Consider the following 16978-nt stretch of genomic DNA (forward strand, 5'->3'; position numbering starts at 1 on the left):
ACTGAGCACCCTTTAGACAATTGAATTGAGATTTTGGGCTGCATCGTTCAATTGTTGAGTGCCTACTTTGGTTTGAGTAATACCACTAGCTGTTTCTTTTGCCGCTAGGTTGAGGGTGTTCATCGCCTCCACTACTTGTTTAATGGCCACTGCTTGTTGTTGAGCAGTTAGAGAAATTTGTTGATTGTTCAATACCACATTGTTAACAGCCTTTGCTACTTCCGAGAAAGCTACTGCCGTTTCTTGACTGATTTTGGTTCCTTCTTCTACTGTTTTAGTACCTTCCTTTGTCACCGTTACGGTGGAATTTATCGCATTCTTGATATCATCGACTAGGCGGTTAATTTTCTCGGCTGATTTCTTACTTTTATCTGCTAGTTTGCGGATTTCTGTGGCTATGACAGTAAAACCTTTGGCGTTTTCGCCCGCCCGCACTGCTTCTACTGAGGCATTCAGTGCCAGCATATTTGTTTGATTTGCTAAATCTGTGACATCAGTAGAGATATTCCCAATCTGATGGGTTTGTTCGCTCAATTGCAGAATTTGTGCCGCCATTGCCCCGACATTTTCTTTCAATATTGTCATCGATTCCAGGGTTTGCTCCACTGCTAGGGTTCCCCTTTCAGTGCTCTTTAAAGCTTGCCGTGCAGATTCCGCACCAGCTTGGGCTTGCTGGGCTGATTGTTGGGAAGCCGCGCCCAACTCATCCATTGTGATTGTCGTTTGATTTACAGAGCTAGATTGCTGTGTAGCTGTGCGTTCCTGCTGTTCTACTGTGGCCGCAATCTCTGTGGAAGAACTAACAATCATATTGACTGACTGATTCATGCTCTTTGCAATGCCTGAAGCAATCCACAGAGCGATCGCAATTGCCGTAAGTGCAGCTACAGCCGTGCTTAAAATCACCACTGTAGTCAGGAACTGCAAAGCTTGAATTTGCTCTTTTTCTTGCTCGATTAAAATCCCTTCCTCGGTGCTTTGAAACTCCTTAGCTATAGCATCAACCTGACGAAGCTTTGGTACAATTTGTGTCTTCCATAAGTTAACTCCATCGTCTCGCCTACCTTGAGCGACCAAAGAAAAGGCTTGTTTATAGCCTTGCTCTATCTGATTTTTTAAGACCTTCATTTCATCTAGCCGCTGGCGCTGTTGCGGGTTTTGTGCCCGCTCAAGTAAATCCTGATAGGATTTGTCAAAGCTGTTTGCCTCTTCATTGTATTCAGTTAAGAAAGCACTATCTTTTGCCAAAAAATACCCGCGAGCAGCTTTTTGCATACCTGCAAATCCTAGCTGTTGAGCTTTTAAGGCTATAACAACAGCATTAGAATTATTTAGAATTTTTGCTTTCTGTTCGACTTCTTTAGCATTAAAGAAAACCAAAGTAGCTGCTCCAACTGAAAGCAAAATCGGTAGGGAATATCCCCACAGAATACGCTCTCTTAATTTTGTGGATTTGAAGTTAATCATCTTAAATTTTTCCTATATTTAAAAAACGAACAAATTAATCGCCTACAAAGCAAGGGTAACTGCATATCCCAGTAGCCTCCGGCTTCTCAGCTTTAAGTTGGCAAACATGGCAATACCTCCTGTTGGGTTAGGTAGCGGAATTATCTCATTCTCAACCCTTGACTCAGACTCATCAAGAAAAACCTGAAAAAACTTCATATCGAGCAAGCTATGCAGGTCAAAGCCTTGAGAATTAAGGGTTGTTTTACCTGCTTGGATTTTGGATAAACCCTGTTTATTCGATTGTAGCGAGAAATTCAGGAACCAACCCCAAACATCGTCAATCGATTTTAGATTTGAGATTTGAGATTTTAGAGGCGACCCCACGGATAAATGCGGGGGCGTGAGGATTTTCGATTTTGGATTGATTCCACGGATAAATCACGTGGCGGGTACCACCTTTGAAATTCGTGGTCAAATTCTCTCCCCCACTCTTCCTCTCTCCCACTCTTCCTCTCTCCCACTATTGATTGGGGTTCAAGTCGATCGCATAAATGTTACAACCTAGTTAAGCAACAAAATTTTGAGTTCATGGAAATAGTAGTGACGCTGGTGCTGGGTTCGGTGCTGTTTGTCTGGGGAATGCGCTTCGGGCGGGTGTTAGTTCGCTCTGGAGTGACGGCTAACGATTTGTTTAAGGGCAGAAACTCGATCGCCCTGCTGTTTTTGGGTTTTTATATTGCCTTGCTGCTACTGGCTCTAAATATGCCTCAAATGCCTGCTTTGCCGATTGAGTGGCGTTTTCACGGGATGCGAGTTACTTGGACTTTGCTGAGAGTGATGCTGATGGGAGTCTGCGGTATTGGCTTTAGTATAAGTTGGTTGACAGCGCGAGCGCAAGTAATCGCAGTAATCTTAATTGGTTGCTTGGGATTGGGAGGATTTACAGGCGCTGAAAACTATTTTATGGCGCCAATTCACGATGATTTAATAGATAATTTGCAGCCAAACGGTGTATTTCGACAAACATCTAACAGCAGTTGCGCCCCCGCGGCGCTAGCAACAGTGTTAAGGCGTTGGGGAATCGACGCGACGGAATCGAGTGTAGCGCGTTTTGCCGGCACGAGTCGCTTGGGAACTTCGATGCCACAGTTAATAATAGCAGCAAGAGCTTTGGGCATAAATGCGATCGAACTAACGCCAACTTGGGAGCAAATTCAGCAAATTAATCGCCCCGGAGTGCTAGCAGTTTGGCTGTTTGACGGCCCTCGGAAGCTACCCCACGCGGTCGCTTTGCTGGGAATGAATGACAGTGTAGCGGCCATTGGAGACCCGGCGCGGGGCAGGATTTTCTATTTAGATAGAGCAACTTTTGCCCAGGTTTGGCGCGAGGAATACGTGCCGATTTTTCGTTCTGCGGATATCTGGTTAAGTGACAAACAAGCTATGGACTATTTGAGTAAATTAGGATATAATTCGGGTAATTTGCAAGCAGATATCGAGCGCTTTCAAACAGATAAAAAATTAAAAGTCAGTGGCAAGTTAGACCGGATGACTGAGTTAATGTTGAGCGGCAGTTTTTTGCAAGAAGTCCCCAGATTGGATGGGAAATAGTTATTGAAAATCGTCAACCGCAGAGGAACTGTTGACCGACAGGGAAGAGGAATCATGCGGTTTTTTTCAAACAATCTTTGAGTCATATTATTTCCGGTCTATTACCCATAATACGGTAGGGGCGGGTTCACGGAAAATATCTGCCAATAATTGACAATCTCAAAAACCCGCCCTTTTAATCGCTCGATCGGACATGATAGCATCCGTTCCTAGCGATCGCAAAGATTCGATCGCCCCAGCAGATAATCGGCGATCGCACATTGGTAGCGTGGCTGCATGAAATTACCGTAAGCGTAGGCAGTTACATCTCATTCCTGCTATATTTTTACGGTCGATCGCACCTTGGCTACGCCTCACCGTTTTTGACAATTGGGAACAGTTGAATCGCCCATTTTAGACTCAGACAGCTTGACTTCCCATCCAGGTAAATTCCACCAATTAACTCGCTGATTCGGCTGAATCCAAAAGTTTAGTTGCGTGATCTTGCCATCCTCAAACCTGAGTGTGGGAAAGGTAGGATAACTGGTATCATCGGTTTCGCGATAAGTACGTCCCAGGTAATTTAGGCAGGTCGTTAATCCCTCATTAATTCCCAATTCTTCCACTCCCGTTCCCTTCAATTTTGCATCATCGTAGCTGAAAGAACCGTTGAATGAATTGCCCGCTAACCCGCCTTTGGTAACAGTGATGGTGAAATCGTAGGTTACGGGAACTGCATAGGCTTGGGTTGCAGTTACAACTGTGCTCAGAATAGTCGTGGCGATGGCTACCGAGAGTTTAGAAATTGCTTGCACACTCGCATCCCGAAACAGAACAACACTATAAATTTCGTTTTCAGCCATCGGGAAACTCCTTAACTAGGCTTCGATCGTAAGTGATTTACCGGATATTGCAATCCTTACCCCAACCCTCCCCTTTGTCAGGGGAGGGAGTAAGAAATTCACAAATGATTTAGGATTGCAATATGATATCATAAGTAATCAGTTAAATGCGATCGCAGCCGAGTGCCAATCGAACAAAAACTACCGCATCTGGTTAATCATGTATACTTTTTTTGCACTGAAAAACCCAATAGAAAACACTCGTCTTTAATCGCCCAGAATTAACTCAGTAGATTTAACCACATTCATTCCCGCCGCCGCAAATTTTTGATAAGCTGCATCTGCTTGTTCCGTGAAATCAACAACACCCGGAACAACCACAGGCGAAGTGCAATCTTCCAGCAAATAAACCTTCTTTGCCAAATTCGGATCTCGCGCCAAAATTTCCGTTAACAAATCATCAATTGTCCAAGCAACGCAGTGACTTTTGGCTTGTCCGGCAATAATTACCGCATCAAAATCGAGCAATTTATCAATAAACTTAGCATTCTTTTCAGCAATCGGATTGCCGTCGAACCCATCTAACACTTCTGGCCGCAAAACCGAATAGTTTTCTGTCAGTGGATTCCCGCCTTTGATTTCAAAAAGTGCTTGGCTGTTGCGGGCTATAGTATGAAAAAATATTGCTTCTTCCACCGCAGAAACCAGCGCGTGTCCAATGCCACCCAGCATCGAGTGATAGGGCCAAATTGTCAGGGGATATTTCCCATCGGCGCTGAGTTTTTTGACGTAGTGGTAAGCGTGTTTTTCCAATGCTGAAAAATAGTCCCCGCTGATGCTGTTGGCGACGGCTGGATTGACTTTCCAAATGCCTTGCTGCACGTCTTCTAAAGTAATTGATGTGGCGGCTGGTAGGGGGTGTTCGCCTGCTTCGTTTATCCAAAAGATTGGATGAAAAATTTGCATGGCGGTGTGGGTATCCATTGTCGGCGCAATGGTTGTAATTGCGTTTAAATTGCGGTAGATAAATTCGCACAGCCGCCGGTTGTCGTCTACTGCACCGCTACCGGAACGCCCGCCCACAAATAATTCAAATTCGGGCAGACAAAAGGTATTTTGGGCGTCTATTATGAGCAAACAAATCTGATTTTTGTCGCTGGTGGCGGGCTGGATGCTGTGCTGCTTGGCCCACTCTTTGGCTTGGGCGGCGCGTTCTTGGTAGGGGAGTCGCCAGACTTCGCCTACTTTTTTGGGGTCGAAATGTTCGGGGATTGGAAGTTGGACTTTTGGTGTCATGACGATCGCTTTTAGGGTAGTTTACAGTAATAATTTAAGTTTGCAGTATAATGCTGATAAATATTTGCGGGTTAATCATGACAAAAGCACGAATCCAAGATTATGCTAGGGTAAAATTTAAACGCATAGTGTTGTTTTTTTCGATCGCACTTTTGCTCGCTCTCTTAATTGTAGCAACTAGATCCGCCTACGTTCAAGATGTTTTGAGAACTCTGTTAATGCGGATCGAGGATTTAGGGTGGTGGGGGCCGGTGGCTTTTGTCGCTACTTATAACTTGGCGACTGTGCTGTTTGTACCGGGTTCGGTACTGACGCTGGGAGGGGGGGCGATTTTTGGTTTGTGGTGGGGTTCGGTTTACGTCTTTGCGGCGTCCACTTTAGGTGCTGTATTTGCTTTTGCGATCGGGCGCTATTTGTGCCGCGATCGCGTGGTAAAATATATGGAATCTCACCCCAAGTTTACAGCTCTCGATCGCGCAGTTTCCCAACAAGGATTAAAAATAGTTTTTTTGACTCGTCTTTGTCCTTTATTTCCTTTCAATTTATTGAATTACGCTCTAGGAATTACTCAGGTTTCTTTGAAAGATTACGTGCTAGGTTCCTTTGGCATGATACCGGGTACAATTATGTACGTTTACTCTGGTTCTTTGGTGGGAGAGGTTGCTGCGATAGGCACGGAAACTGTGTATGCAAGTCCTCAAGATTCCGCAGTAAAATGGTTGATTAATATTATCAGTTTTCTGGCTACAGTCGCTGTTACTGTCTTTATCACTCGCATAGCCAGCAAAGCTTTGGAAGAAAGTATTTAATTAGGATAATTTGCCCATGTCGCAGTCAAAAGTCGATCGCGTAACTGTCCCCCCGATGGACGAGCACAACCAGAAATTAGTCTCCTATTTGCATCCGCCCGATTGGGTAAATCCGCAGCCTGCTAGCAGTTATAATTTAGTAGTAATTGGCGCGGGGCCCGCTGGATTAATTGTGGCTGCAGGTGCCGCAGGTTTGGGCGCGAAAGTTGCTTTGATTGAAAAACATTTGATGGGCGGCGACTGTTTGAATGTCGGTTGTGTGCCGTCAAAAGCTTTAATTCGCTCGTCCCGCACTGTTGGCGATATCTGGGAAGCAAATAAATTTGGTGTTAATGTTCCTGACAGTGTAGAAGTGGATTTTGCCGCTGTGATGGAACGGCTGCGCCGCATCAGGGCGGGAATCAGCGATGTTGATTCTGTTCAACGCTACCAGGACAAATTAGGCGTCGATGTTTTCTTAGGTTCCGGTCGTTTTACTAGCAATAATACAGTAGAAGTTGCAGGTCAAACTCTACGGTTTAAAAAAGCCGTAATTGCGACAGGTGCAAGGGCGCGACAACCACAAATTCCAGGTTTACAAGAAGCTGGATATCTGACAAATGAAACTGTCTTTAACCTGACAGAAAGACCTCAGCGTTTGGCCGTAATTGGCGCAGGGCCGATCGGCTGCGAATTGGCTCAAGCCTTTCGGCGGCTGGGTTCGGAAGTCGTATTGCTGCACAAAAATGCTCAGATTTTAGATAAGGAAGATGCGGAGGCTGCTAAAATCGTGCAGCAGGGTTTTCTACGCGAAGAAATTCAACTAATACTAGAATCCACAATAGACCGCGTTGAGAAAACAAATGCAGGCAAAGTAATTTATTATAAATCTCAAGGTAAGGAAGCATCGGTAACGGTAGATGAAATTATTGTGAGTACAGGGCGATCGCCCAACGTCGAAGGATTGAATCTGGAGGCTGTGGGCGTTGAATACGATACACAAACAGGCGTATTTGTCAACGACAACTTGCAAACTACTAATCCCCGCATTTATGCTGCTGGGGATATTTGCATGAAACATAAATTTACTCACGCTGCTGATTTTGCCGCGAGGATGGTAATTCAAAACACTCTATTTTTCGGGCGCAAAAAGCTCAGCGCTTTGACGATACCTTGGTGTACTTACACAAACCCGGAAATTGCGCGCGTCGGAATTGGGGAACACGAGGCTAAGGAAAAAGGCATTGATATCGATACCTTTTTAATTCCTTTCAGTCAAGTCGATCGGGCAATTATTGACGGCGAAGAGGAAGGATTTGTGAAAATTCACGTCAAGAAAGGCAGCGATAAAATATTAGGTGCAACTATTGTAGCCCGACACGCTGGGGATATGATCGGCGAGATTACTTTGGCAATGGTTAACAATATTGGTTTGGGAAAGATTGCTAGCACAATTCACCCGTATCCGACGCAAGCTGAGGCAATTCGGAAAGCGGGAGATGCTTACAATCGCACTCGTTTGACTCCGTTTGTGAAAAATTTGTTTAATCGCTGGCTGGCTTGGACTCGATAGTTTGAACTGTATTGAATCAACACCAGGTACAATTGAACCGTAGGGGCGGGTTCACCAACCATCTATGGAAAAAATTAATAATCTCCTAAACCCGCCCCCACCCGATCGCAAATACAAATTTACCATTAATTTATTGAATCAAATGTTGATGTAAAATTGGGCGGTGGCGGGGCGGGTTTATCAGATTGTTTGATTTGTGTTAAAAATTTCGGTGAACCCGCCCCTACAGAGATTGCGGTTTTCGACATTCCCATTTACGTTTCCGTACATTGATTGACTAATCAATTAAATGCAATCTATCCTCATAACCCCGCATTATCTTCTGTAATACGTGCCTTAACCTTTCAAAGTCAGCGTCTTCTAAGGAGAAAGTAATTGCGACCTCATCGCATTCTAGAAGAGTTATAGTATCGGAACCAAAGCGAACAGTAAATCGATCGCGACTAAGAGCAACCCAATCAACGCCTACATCTTCTGCCCAATATCGATCGTCCAATTCTGCATAGATATTTTTTCTGTTAGGAACAGCCTCTTCTTCAGACTCTTCGTCTCGTGCCAGGATGAAATAATGTTCGCCCCCCTTAGCTTCAGAGAAACCAATATATAAATTGGCTTCGATAGCCTCAAAGCTAGGAGCGAAAAATTCAGTTTTCATAATTTTAAAAATCCCCTTCATCTACTTGAAATACAGTCATTCCCAACGACCGCCACATATCAACAACTTGCTGGCGATCGTCCAAAACAAACTTTATGTTATACTTTCCATCAATATGCTGCCGATAGAATTCCTCTTTAATAATCGCATCCTTCCTCATATCTCCCGTTTTCCGCATATAAAGAGCAACATAATTGACATCGTACTGCTGCAACCATTTCTCAGTTTGAGGCTGACAATCATCCGTTCTCCCCGACACTACGATAATATTAGCGCTGGTTTGCCACTTGCGAACGGTATCTAAAACCGGCGGATTGGGCAAATCGCGATCGCACGTAGAAGCATCAAAAGGATTTCTGCCATTGAGAAGCGCTAATGTGCCGTCCATATCCACAATAATTGCATCCGGCAAATTCGGGTTATATTCCGGCGGCACAACTGGAACCCGCACGTACTTATTGTACATCTTCATTATCACATCTTTGCCCACCGAATTAAGCCTTTTCAAATCCCGTTTAATACATTCCTCAACCGGAACTTGTAGGAAAGAATCATTAACTTCGACAACAGCTTTACCTTTAACCAACTCCTTAATATGCTCGATGTGAGGCCCAAAATTAGTATCATCAACAATGACGTGCTTGCCGCTTTCCAAAGCCATCAAAATAATCGTATCTCTCAACTGCAAAATAAACTTTTCATTTGCCGACGACCAATGAGAAGCGTGAGCCATTTCTCTGAGCAAATCTTTATTGCTACGCACCCACTTTGCAGGTTCAGACAGCAGCAATTCCCTAGCAAATTGAGATTTTCCCGAAGCCGGTAAGCCGACAAGTACAATAACTCTTTTCATGGTAATTGGTAATTGGTAATTGGTAATTGGGCATTGGGCATTGGGCATTGGGCATTGTTTAAATACTTACCTCTTCATTCCATCCGTTACATCCCGTACATTGCTCGTTGCCGAACTTCCCTCTTCCTTAAACATCTGCCTCACGCTCGATAATTAATCCGTGTATCCGTGTCAAAATCCGTGTCGTGCCTTCTTCTTCACAATCCTAGGTGGATGTAATCTAAACCCAATAACTCTTCTATTTTATGAATAGTAACATCGCGGAGAGCTTCTTTCACTCCCGCAACTCTGCGAGCCCGCAAAGAAAACAAAATCCCAGAATACGGCAAATGTTTTACAGCTAACGCAAAATCTTTCTGAACTTCAATATGTTCGTGCTGTCGGTAAACCTCCTCGATTTCTTCAACCAAAGATTGATATTTGTCTTTAACTTGTTGATACAACTCACTCCACTCAGGAAAATAAGCTAAAAACTCTTCTCCTTCATTAGTTAAAACAATCTCGATCATCCTGCGGGTCGAAAACCCTTCGCGCAGATGGGAAATCGCGACATATTGCGGAGACTTTACTTTAACTCTGTTGAAGTTAGCATCGCAGATAATATACCCTTCCGAATTCATCGGATCTAAATGTTGAGCCGCTTCGATAACTTCTTTCCAGCTAGTTAAAGGATAGGATGCTACCAATTCCCAGCCGTATTTATTAGCCCAAATACTCGGATCGGTTTCTAGCAGCGTTTGAGTGTTGCGAACCCCGTGCAGCACGATTTGATTGTTTTGTTGCTGGACAACTATTCTATTGTAAGGCGTCATCAACTCAAAGATAAAACACTCGTCGGTTTCTTGTGGCAATTGATATCCTAATTCTTGCCAGACTTTCCAAAAAAGTTCGGCAAAGCTGAACCCAAAACCATTAACTTCGCCGGCGGCGTCGGGAGTGCCGCTAGATTGCACCCTCCATTCTCCCTTGTAAAAATACAGCACAGTCAGAGAACCGTCTAGTTTTTCATAAACTTTGGCATGACTCCAATCAATTGCAGCGGCGTGACCTTCCCCGTAATTAAAAAATTTGTCGTAGGGATAAGAAACTATCTGCCAATCTTGAGATGAATCTAAAATAATGCCTCGGCACTGCTGGACTATTTTTTCGCCCAAGGGAGATTCTATCTGCGAGTATTTCAGACAGACTAAATCGGGATATTGGCGGTGGCGGGTAACTTTGATATGATAAGTTTCGGACAAAGTTTCCAATCCGTACTGGCGCAAATACTCTTGCAGTTCCACGATCGACTCCTAAATTGCTCGCCTTCTCTATATTATATATGACTTCATATTCTGGCAACCTTGTCAAGATAGTCAAAAAACTTTTTTCCCGGAAAAGCGAATGTTAATTTGGTATTTTGAATTAGGGTTGTACATAGGTGAATGCGCTTCGCCGCCCAACTAAAATCTTGGAATATTAAGGAAAAATATCGTGAATAAAAAATTCTTACTTTTGGCTACTTCGGCTGGTGTATTAACTGCTTTATTACCTCTCTCGGTTGTTTTTGGATCTTCGCAATTGTCGCTGCGACAATCGGGCACAGCACAAATTGCTCAAGGAGGCACTGCGTTTCCGGTAAGTGAAATTTTGCCAAAGTTACAAGGCAAAACGCAAGTGCCTATTTTTATTCCCAGCAGGATTCCGCTTTCGCAAAAAATGTACTATCCAACTACAGCACAAGCAAACAGCTATAGTATTTCAATCGAGTATAAACCAGATTGCGGCGGTACGACAGTTTGCACTTTTGGGTCAATTCAAGGTCAAAAAGGCGGGGAGTTTACTACAAAACTAGAAGGGGTAACTAAGACGTTAAAAAATGTCAAACTTGCGGGCGGAGTGAAAGGAGTTTTTCATAACGGTTGCGGGGCTTACTGCACAGCAACTCTTCAGTGGAAAACTCAGGGTTTTATGTATACCGTCGCCATTAAGAACGGACGAGAATCTGATTTAATTTTAATAGCAAATTCTGCTATTCAAGCTGGGAAGCGTTAAGTTTTGGTAAGGGCGGGCAAAGATTATTTAAATTTCTCCAACTCCTCTTTCCAAAGCTGGCGAAGCAAGACAAAATGGTTGTGATGTCTACAGGGAAATCAGGATGAGGAGAAGATGGCTATCTGCGGCGATTTTTGCTTGTGTGGTGACTGCTTTTACGATTCCCTTGGGGATAGCTTCGCTTCACGCACCTTTGACACCAAACTCAGCGTTAGCAAGGACTGAACTCCCGATTACAGAAATCCGCTGGTTTAATTATTCCCCTGAAGATAGCTGGCAACCGATACAATTTATTGTACCCGATCGCAACACTGAAAAATCTGTCGGCAGCCGCAACTTGCGGTTGTACGATGTTCATATTGCCAAGATGTTTGAGATTTCTCATTTTCTGTGCGATCGCGATCGGGCTTCTGAGGGTTACAATTGGTCTTATCAAGGGGAAAATGGGAATATTGAGATAGGACGCTTCAAAATTAGCTGCAATCTCGCCCGTTCCACAGCCACAGCTTACGGCTTAGGGAAACCAGAAATTACAGTGATTCGCCGCAGCTTCAACCTGAAAAATGGTCGCCCTTCTTTTGCGCTAGAAAAATACTCTATTCCCACTTTGAACATTGCTAAAAATAGAGTTGTGCAGTGGAGGAATTTTGTGCAAAAAATTCCCCCAATCCCCGATAACTCAGGTGCAAACCAAGCTAACAGTCGTTTTCCTGCTAGTAACATCTTTAGACAAATCAAAGGCAAAACGCGAGTGCCTGTTTTTCTTCCGAGTAGACTTCCTTTATCTGACATTCAGCAACTTGATTTTGATGTGCAAGCCGGTGCCGGCGGTTACATTGTGGGAATGTATTTAGGCAAAGGATGCCGCGCGGGAGCCTGTTATTTCGGCACAATCGAAGCTAAAAGAAATGAACCGTTTTCGCCTCCTTCGCAATTGCCACAGGATACTTACAGAAGCGTTGAATTGGCGGGCGGATTCAGGGGGATTTATTTCAATAATTGTGGTGCTTACTGCACTGCTTTTGTTGAGTGGCAAAGGCTAGGGGTGCTGTACCGAGTCACAAGGAAAAACGGACGGCAGCAAGAAGTTGTCCAGATAGCAAATTCCGCACTTCAAGCAGGGCAACGTTAAATTATGGTGGGGAATGGAAAAGGTAGGGGCGAGCGAAGCTATCTTCCCGCAGGGGTTCCCGAAGAGTAGGGAATCGCCCTTTGGTCAACGAAGCTGCTACAAATAAATTCGATCGCCCTTTTCCCCTCGCAACTACATTTCTCTCCCCAATCGCGCAACCTTTGAGCTAATTCTTTCTCGCTGCAGCTAAGCTAACTCCTCATGTCAACCAGGTTCATCCGGCTCGACCCTAGGTAAATCTTACATCTTGCACCATTCTCAAGAACAGGCAAGATGCCTGTTCCACAAAGAGTAGATTTTCTTGTGGAACGGGCCGGAGAGCCCGTTCCTAAAAGGCTTATTGACAATGGTGCAACATCTCAGTAAATCATACATCGCCGGCAGGCTTTGCTTCGGAATGTCGATCGCCCCCATGCCAGCGACTCCCAATGCTGGATGGGAAACATCATCAAGACTCACTGCTACTGGCGGTCATACCATTTTAGATTTTAGATTTTAGATTTTAGATTGGCAATGGCTTATTATGTAAAGGTTTGGAGCTTGCCTACCGTTGCATCCTTTTTTCAAACAGGCCGTCAAAATCTGGTATTTCTATTTTATCGCCCGAATTATCCCAACCAGCAATTAAAGTCCCCACCTGCGGTACGCTAGATCAGGTGAATATATTGGCTGATTTCAAGCTATCCTCCGATCGATCTTATGTCTCCAACCACATCTGCCCCTTCCCGAACCGTTCGCATCGGTTCCCGCAAAAGCCAACTCGCTCTCGTGCAAACCCACTGGGTGCAAGAACAGCTACAGAAACACTTCCCGGAACACACTTTTGAAGTCCACACCATGTCCACCCAAGGGGACATAATTCTTGATGTCGCCCTCGCTAAAATTGGCGATAAAGGACTTTTTACCAAAGAATTAGAAACGGGAATGATTAACAATGAAACGGACTTTGCCGTTCATTCCCTCAAAGATTTGCCTACCAATTTGCCCGAAGGTTTAATTTTAGGATGCGTCACCGAACGGGAAAATCCCGCTGACGCCCTGGTAGTTCACTCCAAGCACAAAGACAAGCAACTCGACACCCTCCCAGAAGGTTCAGTAATCGGCACTTCTTCCCTGCGGCGGCTAGCTCAACTGCGGCACCATTTCCCTCATTTTGAATTTAAAGATATTCGCGGCAATCTCAATACTAGACTCGCTAAATTAGATGAGGGCGGTTACGACGCGATTATTTTAGCAGTTGCGGGATTGGAAAGATTGGGAATGGGCGATCGCATCCACCAAATTATCCCTGCTGAAATCTCCCTTCACGCCGTAGGACAAGGTGCTTTGGGCATCGAATGCCGCGCCGGAGACACAGAAATCATGGCACTGATTAAAGCTCTTGAACACTCGGAAACCGCCCAAAGATGTTATGCTGAACGCGCATTTCTGCGGGAATTAGAAGGCGGCTGTCAAGTGCCAATTGGCGTCAATACTAAAATAGAAAACGGTCAATTAACCTTAACCGGAATGGTATCGAGTCTCGACGGCCAGCGATTCGTCAAAGATAGTGTTTCCGGCGCCGCCGAGACTGCTGAAATGATCGGCATTGACCTCGCTCACCGCTTGCGCCAACAGGGTGCTAGTGCAATTTTGGAGGAAATATTTGTCGAAGTTCAACGTGGTTCCTAAAGGCGATCGGCATCTCTTTGTCAATGCTTTTAGACGCGATATATCGCCTTTTGTAAAATAAAAATAACAGGCGGTTTGCTTTGGCAAAACAGGTAGAGTAGCAGTCAGATTGTAGATTTTTGATGGGATTTTAGGTAGGACTTGCGCGATAGATTTCAAAAATATCTGACTAATTTAGGACGCTCCGCACGGGTGTTAAGCAACCCGGTTTCTGATGTAAGTCTCGCTGTATAGCCCAAGATTTATGGTAAAAACCGGTTTTTTTTCGTGAGTCCTATAATTCTTAACATCCCCATCCAAAATCTACAATCAAACATCGAAAATTAATCAGCAATTTATTTCAGGTAAAGGGCCAATATGAGCGCTAGAGAAACTCAATTAAAGCTGGAATTGAAAAAGGTTCAGCAACTTTATAGCAAAATGCAGGCAGACCAACAAGCTTTGCAGAAGCAATTGAAAGAGTTCAAAACTCAAGCCGGAAGTTTTTCGGATGTAGTCGAGCAAGTCTTGCCGTCCGTAGTTTCAATTTACGTCATGGATTGGGATACAGAAGAAGAGATTTCTTCAGGAAGCGGGTTCTTTGTATCGCCGGACATAATTGTCACGAACTATCACGTTGTAGAAGATATTGCCGATGAAGATTACTTCTATGAAGAAGATGAAATCGAACAGGTTTTAGTCGAAACTCACGACGGAAAATTGAGATTAGCAGAGGTGGTGTTTACTGGTAATGCTGAAGAAGATTTAGCATTACTCTTAATTAGCGATTTTACCTTCGACCCGAACACAGGGGAACAAGTGGACTCTCCCCAAGAATATCCTCCCCTAGAGTTGTCTTTGGATGTGAAAGTGGGAGATAGAGTAATTGCTGTGGGCAATCCTTTGGGGCAGTTTGCTTCAACTGTAACTCAAGGTATTGTGAGTGCAATTCGCGAACCAGAGGAATATGAAGAAGGCGACGATGAAGAAGATGTTGCTGAGGTGAAGGTGTTGCAAACTGATGCGGCGATTAATCCGGGAAATTCGGGCGGCCCGTTGATTAATATGGCTGGTCAAGTGGTTGGTGTGAATACCTGGGGATTGGAAGATGCCGACAGTATTAATTTGGCGATCGCCTCTGAAGCTTTGGATGATTTTCTAGCGGGATTTGAGGAGACTATTGAGGACAATTCTCAGAATTAGTCGGGAGTTTCTGTAATATGTCATTCGGGCGATCGCCCTCGATCGAAATAAGGGCGATCGTTCTTTTTTTACCGCAGATAAACGCAGATGGGATAAGAAAGATCGCCTGTTTTTTGCGAAAGAGCTCTCGCTATTTTCGATCGCAGATATATAGTAAATTTCACCACGTTTCATCTGTCAGTCCATCTGCAACTGTCGCGTCCCACTCCGGGTCATTTTCTAGAGATGCTTCTCGGTAGGCCGACTCTAGTTCCAGACTCCGCAATAACTTCAGTGCTACTTCTATTACTTGGGAGTCAGAGCCAAAAAACCGGGTTTTTTTATCAAAATACTTCGTTGGAACATGGCAGATTTGGTAACAAACCCGGTTTCTGACCGCCCGTGCGTCCAGGACTGTTTATGCAGCCTCAGTCAAAGTCCTGACACGCAAAACTTCATTAGACATCAACGGTTCAATTTCCGACTCAGCTAAGGTAATTACAGCTATAGTTTCACCTAAAGCATTAAAAACTTCGAGACTGTAGCCATCCTCATCGGGGTGGGGATGATGCTCAACAATAGTGGCAATATCTCCTCGACAGAGTTTGTACTTGGGTACATCGGTTCGTAATGCTACTCTTTTAAACAAAGGAAATTTCATTTTATACCTCCTTATTGGGATATAGGGTGATAAACTTGGTTTTTTGCGAGGGAAACTCTGTCATCCAAATAGTTACTACTGACAGGCTTGTTCCGTTAGGGCCAGTTAACGTGCCGCGAATTTCATACTTATTACCATAGCGCGTTTGTTCGGTTGGTGTTGCATCCAGAGGCAAAATTTGTTCTTTTAAGTCTTGTTCTAGTTGTTGCCAGTTATCTTGGGTGTAATTGGCTCGTGCAAGAAACAAAGATTTATCATCTTCTACTAAGAACTTGAGCAAATACTGAGTTATTTTTGCTTTAGCAATAATGGTATCATTGGGTAGTTTAACTTACTTAATTTGGTAAAATTAGTACGATTAATTTAAAATTATCTATTATTTTTAGAATATAGCACGAGCGAGCGAGTAAAGTAAATTTTACGCTTGATAATAGCGATCGCACTTCCCCAAAAAAGCGATGAGCTTGACAAAAGCGTAAAACAGGTGGTAATCTGAATAAGATGAATATAAATGGAAATTTTAATTATGCCAATTGCACAATTATTTCCTCTGCTTGGTCATTTATCCCGTGTGGATAAATTAAGAGTAATAGAATTTTTGGTTTCTGAGTTAGCAAAAGAAGAAGATTTGGCTAACTTAGAGTCTAAAGATAATTATTTTGAGATGTTGCATAATTCCGATGAAGGAGCACGTCAATTGGCACAGTTTCTAGAGGAACAAAAGCAACTGCAAAATGCTTAATGGTGAAAAATACTCTTTTGCCTCTAAATTCGATCGCTTTGGCGAGGTATCTTATGCGCCTTATTTACCGATAATATTAAGCTATCGAAACCAGTCAATTGAAGTGATGGGGTTGCTGGATACAGGGGCAAGCATGAATGTTTTGCCTTATGAAATTGGTTTACAATTAGGGGCTGTTTGGGACGAACAAACCTTTGTTATTTCTTTATCTGGAAATCTGGCAAATATCGAGGCTAGGGCTTTGTTGTTGTCAGGGACAGTCAGCAGGTTTGCACCAGTTAACTTGGCTTTTGCTTGGACTAGACAAAGAAATATGCCGCTCATTTTAGGAAGGTTAAATTTTTTGGCAGAGTTTGATGTTTGTTTTTATGTATCTGAACTAGGATTTGAAATTGCACCTAAGCAATCTCACTAATAGGTGGTTATAAGCGATCGCCCTTCCACACAAAAGAGCGATCGCCTCATAATATCTTTAGGGGCGATCGCTCTTTTTTTGAAAAGGCATGAAAAGAGCGATCGCGAACGAATAAA

18 protein-coding genes are annotated in these 16978 nt (G+C 43.8%); 9 read left to right on the forward strand and 9 right to left on the reverse strand.

What is annotated here, in order from left to right:
- Positions 1-12: 12 nt before the first annotated feature.
- On the reverse strand, positions 13-1467 hold the full coding sequence (locus QUB16_RS00005; RefSeq protein WP_333313146.1) for a methyl-accepting chemotaxis protein: 1455 nt from the start codon (positions 1465-1467) through the stop codon (positions 13-15).
- Positions 1468-2037: 570 nt separating this feature from the next.
- Between QUB16_RS00005 and QUB16_RS00010 the strand changes: the two genes are divergently transcribed.
- The gene (locus QUB16_RS00010; protein WP_333313147.1) at positions 2038-3060 is read left to right on the forward strand and encodes a cysteine peptidase family C39 domain-containing protein; all 1023 of its coding nucleotides are present in this window, start codon (positions 2038-2040) and stop codon (positions 3058-3060) included.
- A gap of 353 nt (positions 3061-3413) precedes the next feature.
- Here the strand turns inward: QUB16_RS00010 and QUB16_RS00015 are convergent, their stop codons facing one another.
- Positions 3414-3902 carry a hypothetical protein gene (locus QUB16_RS00015; RefSeq protein WP_333313149.1) on the reverse strand — a complete coding sequence of 163 codons (489 nt, stop codon included), beginning with the start codon at positions 3900-3902 and terminating at the stop codon, positions 3414-3416.
- 246 nt (positions 3903-4148) lie between these two features.
- The gene (locus QUB16_RS00020) at positions 4149-5177 is read right to left on the reverse strand and encodes an isochorismatase (protein WP_333313150.1); all 1029 of its coding nucleotides are present in this window, start codon (positions 5175-5177) and stop codon (positions 4149-4151) included.
- 77 nt (positions 5178-5254) lie between these two features.
- Here QUB16_RS00020 and QUB16_RS00025 point away from each other — a divergent pair, with 77 nt between their 5' ends.
- Together QUB16_RS00025 and QUB16_RS00030 are read left to right on the forward strand one after the other, a co-directional pair.
- Positions 5255-5986 (forward strand): TVP38/TMEM64 family protein, encoded by a 732-nt coding sequence (locus QUB16_RS00025; protein ID WP_333313152.1) that lies wholly within the window; start codon positions 5255-5257, stop codon positions 5984-5986.
- Between the two features lie 16 nt (positions 5987-6002).
- Complete coding sequence (locus tag QUB16_RS00030; protein WP_333313153.1) at positions 6003-7538, forward strand: mercuric reductase; 1536 nt, start codon at positions 6003-6005, stop codon at positions 7536-7538.
- Positions 7539-7815: 277 nt separating this feature from the next.
- On the opposite strand, the gene QUB16_RS00035 is transcribed toward QUB16_RS00030, so the two are convergent.
- The 3 genes from QUB16_RS00035 to QUB16_RS00045 form a co-directional block, all read right to left on the reverse strand.
- A complete protein-coding gene (locus tag QUB16_RS00035) occupies positions 7816-8193 on the reverse strand; it encodes a hypothetical protein (RefSeq protein ID WP_333313154.1) in 378 nt (125 codons plus the stop codon).
- Positions 8194-8197: 4 nt separating this feature from the next.
- Positions 8198-9046: a phosphatase domain-containing protein gene (locus QUB16_RS00040; protein ID WP_333313156.1), complete on the reverse strand. Its 849-nt coding sequence runs from the start codon at positions 9044-9046 to the stop codon at positions 8198-8200.
- A gap of 197 nt (positions 9047-9243) precedes the next feature.
- A complete protein-coding gene (locus tag QUB16_RS00045) occupies positions 9244-10329 on the reverse strand; it encodes a T4 RnlA family RNA ligase (RefSeq protein WP_333313157.1) in 1086 nt (361 codons plus the stop codon).
- Positions 10330-10519: 190 nt separating this feature from the next.
- Between QUB16_RS00045 and QUB16_RS00050 the strand changes: the two genes are divergently transcribed.
- Both QUB16_RS00050 and QUB16_RS00055 read left to right on the forward strand, forming a co-directional pair.
- Complete coding sequence (locus QUB16_RS00050; protein ID WP_333313158.1) at positions 10520-11080, forward strand: hypothetical protein; 561 nt, start codon at positions 10520-10522, stop codon at positions 11078-11080.
- Between the two features lie 103 nt (positions 11081-11183).
- A complete protein-coding gene (locus QUB16_RS00055) occupies positions 11184-12212 on the forward strand; it encodes a hypothetical protein (RefSeq protein ID WP_333313159.1) in 1029 nt (342 codons plus the stop codon).
- A gap of 258 nt (positions 12213-12470) precedes the next feature.
- Here QUB16_RS00055 and QUB16_RS00060 read toward each other — a convergent pair whose 3' ends face one another.
- On the reverse strand, positions 12471-12671 hold the full coding sequence (locus QUB16_RS00060; RefSeq protein WP_333313160.1) for a hypothetical protein: 201 nt from the start codon (positions 12669-12671) through the stop codon (positions 12471-12473).
- Positions 12672-12911: 240 nt separating this feature from the next.
- Between QUB16_RS00060 and hemC the strand changes: the two genes are divergently transcribed.
- Together hemC and QUB16_RS00070 are read left to right on the forward strand one after the other, a co-directional pair.
- On the forward strand, positions 12912-13883 hold the full coding sequence (hemC, locus tag QUB16_RS00065; RefSeq protein ID WP_333313161.1) for a hydroxymethylbilane synthase: 972 nt from the start codon (positions 12912-12914) through the stop codon (positions 13881-13883).
- 357 nt (positions 13884-14240) lie between these two features.
- Entirely contained in the window at positions 14241-15065 is an 825-nt protein-coding gene (locus tag QUB16_RS00070) for a S1C family serine protease (RefSeq protein WP_333155354.1), read from the forward strand.
- A 397-nt stretch (positions 15066-15462) separates the two neighbouring features.
- Here the strand turns inward: QUB16_RS00070 and QUB16_RS00075 are convergent, their stop codons facing one another.
- On the reverse strand, positions 15463-15705 hold the full coding sequence (locus QUB16_RS00075; protein WP_015176446.1) for a DUF4926 domain-containing protein: 243 nt from the start codon (positions 15703-15705) through the stop codon (positions 15463-15465).
- Between the two features lies 1 nt (position 15706).
- The gene (locus QUB16_RS00080; RefSeq protein ID WP_333313416.1) at positions 15707-16015 is read right to left on the reverse strand and encodes a DUF6883 domain-containing protein; all 309 of its coding nucleotides are present in this window, start codon (positions 16013-16015) and stop codon (positions 15707-15709) included.
- 201 nt (positions 16016-16216) lie between these two features.
- On the opposite strand from QUB16_RS00080, the gene QUB16_RS00085 reads away from it, so the two are divergent.
- Both QUB16_RS00085 and QUB16_RS00090 read left to right on the forward strand, forming a co-directional pair.
- Complete coding sequence (locus tag QUB16_RS00085; protein ID WP_293225189.1) at positions 16217-16447, forward strand: hypothetical protein; 231 nt, start codon at positions 16217-16219, stop codon at positions 16445-16447.
- Positions 16440-16862 carry a retroviral-like aspartic protease gene (locus QUB16_RS00090; protein ID WP_333313163.1) on the forward strand — a complete coding sequence of 141 codons (423 nt, stop codon included), beginning with the start codon at positions 16440-16442 and terminating at the stop codon, positions 16860-16862. Before QUB16_RS00085 ends, QUB16_RS00090 begins: the two co-directional genes overlap by 8 nt.
- Positions 16863-16978: the final 116 nt, after the last annotated feature.

Source organism: Microcoleus sp. D3_18a_C4, from assembly GCF_036702415.1.
In the GTDB taxonomy this organism is placed as follows: Bacteria; Cyanobacteriota; Cyanobacteriia; order Cyanobacteriales; family Microcoleaceae; genus Microcoleus.